Here is a 6,383-nt window from a genome sequence, read left to right as displayed (position 1 = left end):
CGGGAACCGCCGATAAGTCGCCGCCGAAAACGTCCTGTACGCCGAAGCGGGCGCCAGGCAGCGTGGTAGGGTTGCCGGAGGTGTACACGAAAGAGCTCGTGAGGTTGAGGCGCTCATTTAGCTTGTGCAGCAGCACCACGGTCAAGTTGTGGCGGCGGTCGTAGCTGGGGAAAAACACGCGGCCTTCGTTGATGCCGCTCGTGCCGCGCTGGGGCGGAAACTGACGCTTGCTCCAGCTCAGGGTGTAGCCAATCCAGCCGGTGGTGCGGCCCTGCTTTTTTTCCAGGTACAGCTCGTTGCCGTAGGCCCAACCCTTGCCAAACAGGAATTCCGTGTCCAGGTCGGGGTTCACAAACAGCTGGGCGCCGTCCTTGAAGTCCACCTGGTTTTGGGCCCATTTGTAGTACACCTCGTTGGTGAGCAAGTACTTGCCTTTCCCCAAAAGGAAGCTCACGCCGGTGGCCACCTGCTGCGAGCGCTGCGGCTTCACCGACAGCCGCGACGGGTACCAGATGTCGGTGGGCAGGGTGGCACCCGAGTTCGTGACGAGGTGCACGTACTGGTACATCAGGGCATAGCTGGCCTTGATGGACGTGTTGGGCGTGAGCGAATAGCGCGCCGACCCGCGCGGCTCCAGGCCGGCGTAGCGGTTGGCGCCGCTCTGAAAGCCGCTCAGGCGCAGGCCGTACTCCAGCTGCAGGTCGTCGGTGGCCTTGAAATTGTCGGACGCGTAAAGGCCGCCTTCCACGCCGGGGTAGCGCACGTCGGAGCCGATGTTGAAGCGGCCGTCGGCGGAGCCGGCCTGCAGGCGGCCCACGCCAAAGCGGTGATGGATGAACTGGGCCCCGAACTTGAAGGCGTGCCGGTCGTTGGGCGCGTAGTCGAGGTCGGAGCGCAGGGTCAGGTCCTGGATGTCGGAGGCCAGGTTGAAGCTGAACTGGTCGAGCTTATTGGTGACGTCGTACTTGTAGTTGGTGTAGGAGGCCGTAGTGTTTAGAAACAGACGCTTGTTGAACACGTGGCTCCAGCGGACCGCGCCCAGCGTATTGCCCCAGCTGAAATTGAAATCGAAGCCGCCCTGCGAGCCAAACCCGAACACGTCGCGCCCCAGGTAGCCGCTGAAAAACACCTGGTCTTTGGCGCCGAGCTTGTAGTTGGCCTTGGCGTTGAAATCGTAGAAATAGTAGTCGGGAATGGGGTTGAAGTCGGGGTTGCCTTCGCTGGCTTTGTTGATTTGGCGCGTAAATACGTCGAAGTACGTGCGGCGTCCCGAGAGCAGAAACGAGCCCTTGTTCTTCACAATCGGGCCTTCCACCGTCAGGCGCGACGAAATCAGGCCGATGCCGCCGCTGACTATGGTTTTCTGGTTGTTGCCCTCGCGCATCTTCACGTCAATCACCGACGAGAGGCGCCCGCCGTACTGCGCCGGGAAACCGCCCTTGTAGAGGTCCACGCTTTGCACGGCGTCGGGATTAAACACCGAAAACAGCCCGAACAAGTGGGCCGGGTTGTACACCACGGCGTCGTCTACGAGCACCAGGTTTTGGTCGGAAGAGCCGCCGCGCACAAACAGGCCGCTGGTGCCTTCGCCGCCGTTTTGCACGCCGGGCTTGAGCTGCAGCGTTTTCAGCAGGTCCACCTCGCCAAAGAGCGCGGGCAGCAGCTTGGCCTCGGCAGCCGTGAGGCGCTCCACGCTCATCTGGGTGGTTTGCAGCTTCTGCTCCAGCGAGCCCGAGCCTTCCACTACTACTTCGCCCAACTCGTTGCCGCTGGATTGCAGCGTCAGGTTCAGCCGTTGGTTGCGGGTCAGGTTCAGCTCGCGGGTGAGCGACTGGTAGCCCACAAAAGCCACCACCACCTGGTGGCGCCCCGTCGGCAAGCGCAACGTAAAGTGGCCCAGCGAGTCGGCCGCAGTGCCGGTGCTGAGCGCGGGCACCGCCACGCTCGTGCCGGGCAGTACTTCGCCCTGGGCGCTACGCACGGTGCCGCTCAGCGTGAACCGGGCCGTCTCCTGCGCCCACACAGGTTGGTGTCCGAGCAGGCCGGCCAGCAACAAAACCAATCCTATAAAACGCACAGCAGCACTAAAAAAACATGAGGCAGCAACCAGAAGTCCACAAAGGTACTGCCGTAATCAACGCCCGAACCCTGCGGATGGTTTGGCCACCACCAAGTAGAAAGTACCGTTGCTGGGGCCGGCTATTTGCTCACGTAGGGCTGCAGGGCCTGCGCGATTTGGGCGGCCGGCACCACGCCCGCCTGCCGCCATACCGGCTTGCCCTGATGAAACAGTATCAGGGTAGGAATGCTCTGCACCCGGTATTGCTGGGCCGCCGCGGCATTTCGGTCCACATCAATCTTAATAATGCGGAGCTTGCCGCCGTGCTGCGCCGCGACTTGCTCCAGAATGGGGGCCATGGTTTTGCAGGGGCCGCACCAGGTGGCATAAAAATCAACCAGCACCGGCATGCCAGGACTGTTGATGAGTTCGGAGAAGGATTTACGGGGCATACATGAAAGAGTCAGGTGAGTGCGCTCAGCAACCAAATGCCGGCTGCCAGCCCCAAAGGAAGCTGACTGGAGTAAACGAAAAAAGCCTGGCGCAGGGCCAGGCTTTCAGCGAATTCGGAGCTAAAAAGACGTAAGGTATTTTGCCTTAGCGGTTAATGACCGTAACATCATTGGCCACTTCGGGGAATACAAACCGGCCGCCCACGGCTTTCACGCCTTTCACCTGGCATTCCCAGGTATAGCGGCCGGGAGTAGCGGAGGCGGCTTCCCCGGCCTCACCCTTGAAATAATCGGGGTCGGAAGGGTCCGTGGGGAAAAGCACATCGATGCCGGTCTGGCCCTTAGTAAGCTCCTTTACCAGCATGTAGTCCTTGCCAGTACGCTCGTTGTGAACGATAAACGTGGCAGTGTACGGGCCCAGCTGGCCGTATTTATCCAATATTCCTATTTTGATTTGAGCCGTAGTGCTCACCATCCAAGTTTGGGCGTGTGCGGCGGGTGCCGCGCCCAATAGCAAGAGGGCCACGAATGCGCCCGTCACCCGGCCGGCTATGGACGGCGACTGGGCGGGAGAAAAAGGGGGTACTGTTGTCTTCATGGGTCGAAATTGGGGAACGTTGCTTAATAAAAGGGCATTTAAACAATGCTGCTACGCACAATTCAGGCCAAGTTAATGGGTAAGGATTTAATCTGCAACTTGTGTGGAAACGAAGGGGTTAATACGGCTGCTGAATGTGCTCTTTCTACCGATGTGTAATCCCAAATGGCAAAGTACGGGTTGCGGCCTAAATTATTTTTAAATGAAACCATTGCTGCTGCCAGTCTCCGCTGTGGCCTCTGCGAGCGCGAAGTGCAGTCCACTTCGCGCCATCACTTGGTGCCGCGTGAAGAGGGCAGCCGCCACGGCCCCGTAGTGGACTTGTGCCAGCCCTGCCACAGCAGCGTGCACCGCTTCCTGAGCAACCGCGAGCTGGCCCGCCGCTACGCGTCGGTAGAGGCCCTGCGCGCCGCCGAGGAGCTCCAAACCTACCTGCGTTGGATTCGCAAGCAGCGGGTGGAGCGCATCAGCAACCGGCGGGCCCGGCGCTAGGGGCTCGGCGGCCCAAACCAGATTTGTACCTCAGCTTTGCCGCATGAATCGCTACTTCGTGCCCTTCGCGCAACTTCGGCAGCAGCCCACCATTGTGGTAGACAGCGTGGGCAACGGCGCTGCCCTCACCCTGGCGCACTGGCGCGGTGCCGCCACGCCAGCCCTGCTGCGCGACGACACCAGCGCCGGGTCGGCGCTGCGGGCCCTGCACCAGCCCGCCACCGCAGGCCTGGAGGCCGCGGCCGTCACGGCCAATCACTTCGACATCGACGGCTTCATCGGGGTTTGGAGCCTGCTGCATCCCGAATTGGCCCTGCGCCACGAAGAATTGCTGCGCCTGGTGGCCGTGTTGGGTGATTTCAGGGAAATAAACTGGGCGCACCCGCTGGCCGACCATGCGCTGCAGCTGGTGTGCTGGCTGAATGCCGAAGAAAAAGCCCGCTTCTACGAGCCCTTCGGCGCGCCTCTACGCCAGCGGCGCGAGGACGAGGCCTCGGCCGAAAAGTTCGCGTGGTTTCTGCCGCGCTTCGGCGCAATGCTGGAAAACCCGGAGGCCGGCCGGCCGCTGTGGCTGCCCGAGTTTGAACGGGTGAAGCAGGCTGCTGCCGTGGTGCAGGGGCCGCGCAGCCAGTACCGGAGCTACCCCACCATCGGCCTAGCGGTGGTCAGTACGCCGCAGCCCGTGCCGTACTATGCGCTTTTCGGGGCCACGGCGGGGTTCGATATCGTGCTGGCCATCTACGAGGGCAACCGCTACGAGCTGGAATATAAATACACTACCTGGATTGACCTGGAAAGCCGCCCCACGCTGCCACGCCTGTCCCTGGCCCCGTTGGTAGCGCGCCTGAGCGAGCTGGAAGCCGGCCCCCGGCTCTGGACCACCGATGGTATTACCGACACCGGGCCGCTGCTGCGCCTCGGCGGCACGCGCAAGCTCAGTAAAGCCCAGCGCTACGCCGACCCCGACGGGCGGCCTATTTACGCCTCGTCCATTCCGCCCGAAGTATTTGAACAGGAAGTGCTGGCGTTTTTTGAGCAGGGCTACGCGGGTATTTCGGCCAGGAAATACTGGACCTGGGCCGAAGTGAAAGCCGTAGGGGCGGGGCCTGCCCCCGCCCGTCGTTGAACTCGTGCCCGGCTACACCGCGCAGTCTGTTTCGGTGCCCAGCACGTTCACCAGGTGCACGGTGCTGTTGCCGCCCGCGCCGGGCCGCACCCGAATCTGGGTTCCGATGCGGTCCTTGAGGTCGGTGACGTGGGAAATGATGCCAATCATCTTGCCCGAATGCTGCAGGCGTTCCAGCGCGTCGAGGGCGGTGTTGAGGGCTTCAGGGTCGAGGGTGCCGAAGCCTTCATCAATAAACAGCGACTCGATGCGGGCCTTGTGGCCGGCCAGCTCGCTTAGGCCCAGGGCCAGGGCCAGGCTCACCAGAAAGCTTTCGCCACCCGAGAGCGAGGCCATGGGCCGGGTGATGTCGGCCTGGTCGTGGTCGATGATGCGCAGCTCCAAATCCTGGCCCGTGGTTTTGAGGATGGTGTAGCGGCCCGTGAGCTGGCGCAGGCGCAGATTGGCCAGCTGCGCGAGGTGGGCCAGCGTGATGCCCTGCGCAAACCGGCTGAACTTATCGCCCCGCGCCGAGCCAATCTGCTCGCTCAAGTCCTCCCAGCGCTGCTGCTCCTGCTGACGCACCAGCAGCTCCTGCAAGCCGGAAGCCTGCTGGGCGCGCGCGTCGTCGTCCTGCTTCAGCTGGTTGCCCACGGCCCCCAGCTGCTGCTGCAACGTGTCATCGGCCAGCGAAAGCGTGTTGAGCTGGGCGGTTAGCTCGGCGCTGCTGTGCGGGGTGAGGCCCGCCTCGGCGTGGCGGTTGAGGTCGGTGGTGAGGGTGAGGAGCAGGCGGGCGGTGGCGGCCTGTGCGGTGCGGTGGTCCTGACGGCGCTGGTCGAGGCGGGCGGCTTCGGGGGCGGGCAGGAGCAGGGCGCGGGCTTCCTCGGCGGTGGCCAGGCCAGCCGCGGCGAGGGCGGTAGCCAGCTCCGTCTGGCGTTGAGTGTGAGCAGCGCGATGGCTCAGGAGCTGGGTTTCCAGGTCGTGTTGGCGATTCTGCTGAATGGCAAGGGCTTTCTGCTGGTCGGCCAGCAGGGTTTGGGCCAACTGCTGGGCCTGGGCGAGGCGCTGGGTAGCAAGTCGCAGCTGCTCGGCGGCGGCCAGCGGGTCGGAGCCGGCGTAGTGGGCCTGGCGGGCGGCTTGCTGCTGGTCGATGGTTTGCTGCTCGGCTTCAAGAGCGGCCTCGGCGGCAGCCAGCTGCTTAGCTTGTTCGGCCAGCGCTTCGAGGCGCGGCTGGTACTGGCTTTTGCGCTCCAAGAGCTTCTTGCCCAACTCAGCCAGAACTCCGGTTTGGGCTTCATACAAATCGGCCCGCTCGCGCAAGGTCGCCAGAATGCCGTCGTAGGGCGGCTTGGCGGGCAGCTTGAGCTGATGCGGGGCAAGGAAATCCTGAATCGAGCTTTGGAAAATTTCGGCTTGTTCCTGCCAGTGTTCCAGCTCCGCGACCAGCGTGGCCAGCTCCTGCGCGATGCCAGTCTGCCGGTCCTCCAGGCGCGGAATTTCCTGCCGGGCGGTGGCGGCGGCATCGGTGGCTTGCTGGTACAGTTCGCGCAGCGCAGCCAGCTTCTCGTCCAGCTCGGCTAGGCGGCGGCGGGCGGCGGCGGCAGCGGCCAGTTCGGTGGCGGCCGTTTCCAGCAGGGCACGCACGGCGGCCGGGTCGGCGGGGCGGGCGGGGGCGGG

The 6,383-nt window shown here is 63.5% G+C and carries 6 protein-coding genes; 2 read left to right on the top strand and 4 right to left on the bottom strand.

Features of this window, described 5'->3' with window-relative positions; translation table 11 throughout:
* From GM79_RS00325 to GM79_RS00315, 3 genes are all read right to left on the bottom strand, one after another.
* The coding region (locus tag GM79_RS00325; protein ID WP_072008481.1) for a TonB-dependent receptor at window positions 1–2,077 on the bottom strand (2,077 nt) is incomplete at its 3' end.
* Between the two features lie 122 nt (window positions 2,078–2,199).
* Window positions 2,200–2,511 (bottom strand): thioredoxin, encoded by a 312-nt coding sequence (gene trxA, locus GM79_RS00320; protein ID WP_035557348.1) that lies wholly within the window; start codon window positions 2,509–2,511, stop codon window positions 2,200–2,202.
* A gap of 145 nt (window positions 2,512–2,656) precedes the next feature.
* Window positions 2,657–3,109: a hypothetical protein gene (locus GM79_RS00315; protein WP_152559746.1), complete on the bottom strand. Its 453-nt coding sequence runs from the start codon at window positions 3,107–3,109 to the stop codon at window positions 2,657–2,659.
* 252 nt (window positions 3,110–3,361) lie between these two features.
* Between GM79_RS00315 and GM79_RS00310 the strand changes: the two genes are divergently transcribed.
* Window positions 3,362–3,601 carry an HNH endonuclease gene (locus GM79_RS00310; protein WP_235183882.1) on the top strand — a complete coding sequence of 80 codons (240 nt, stop codon included), beginning with the start codon at window positions 3,362–3,364 and terminating at the stop codon, window positions 3,599–3,601.
* Between the two features lie 43 nt (window positions 3,602–3,644).
* A complete protein-coding gene (locus GM79_RS00305) occupies window positions 3,645–4,727 on the top strand; it encodes a DUF6687 family protein (RefSeq protein ID WP_035557342.1) in 1,083 nt (360 codons plus the stop codon).
* Window positions 4,728–4,739: 12 nt separating this feature from the next.
* On the opposite strand, the gene GM79_RS26210 is transcribed toward GM79_RS00305, so the two are convergent.
* Window positions 4,740–6,383 (bottom strand): SbcC/MukB-like Walker B domain-containing protein (locus tag GM79_RS26210; protein WP_316930092.1); only part of this gene is annotated, 1,644 nt, incomplete at its 5' end.

Source organism: Hymenobacter sp. IS2118 (genome assembly GCF_000715495.1).
Classification (GTDB): Bacteria; Bacteroidota; Bacteroidia; order Cytophagales; family Hymenobacteraceae; genus Hymenobacter.
Note: the sequence above shows the minus strand (reverse complement) of the source record. Positions and strands in the feature narration are given on the sequence as shown.

Bases quoted from the DNA above. Each gene is read 5' to 3' on its own strand.
- trxA (WP_035557348.1), bottom strand. From the start codon at position 2,511: ATGCCCCGTAAATCCTTCTCCGAACTCATCAACAGTCCTGGCATGCCG.
- GM79_RS00315 (WP_152559746.1), bottom strand. From the start codon at position 3,109: ATGAAGACAACAGTACCCCCTTTTTCTCCCGCCCAGTCGCCGTCCATA.
- GM79_RS00305 (WP_035557342.1), top strand. From the start codon at position 3,645: ATGAATCGCTACTTCGTGCCCTTCGCGCAACTTCGGCAGCAGCCCACC.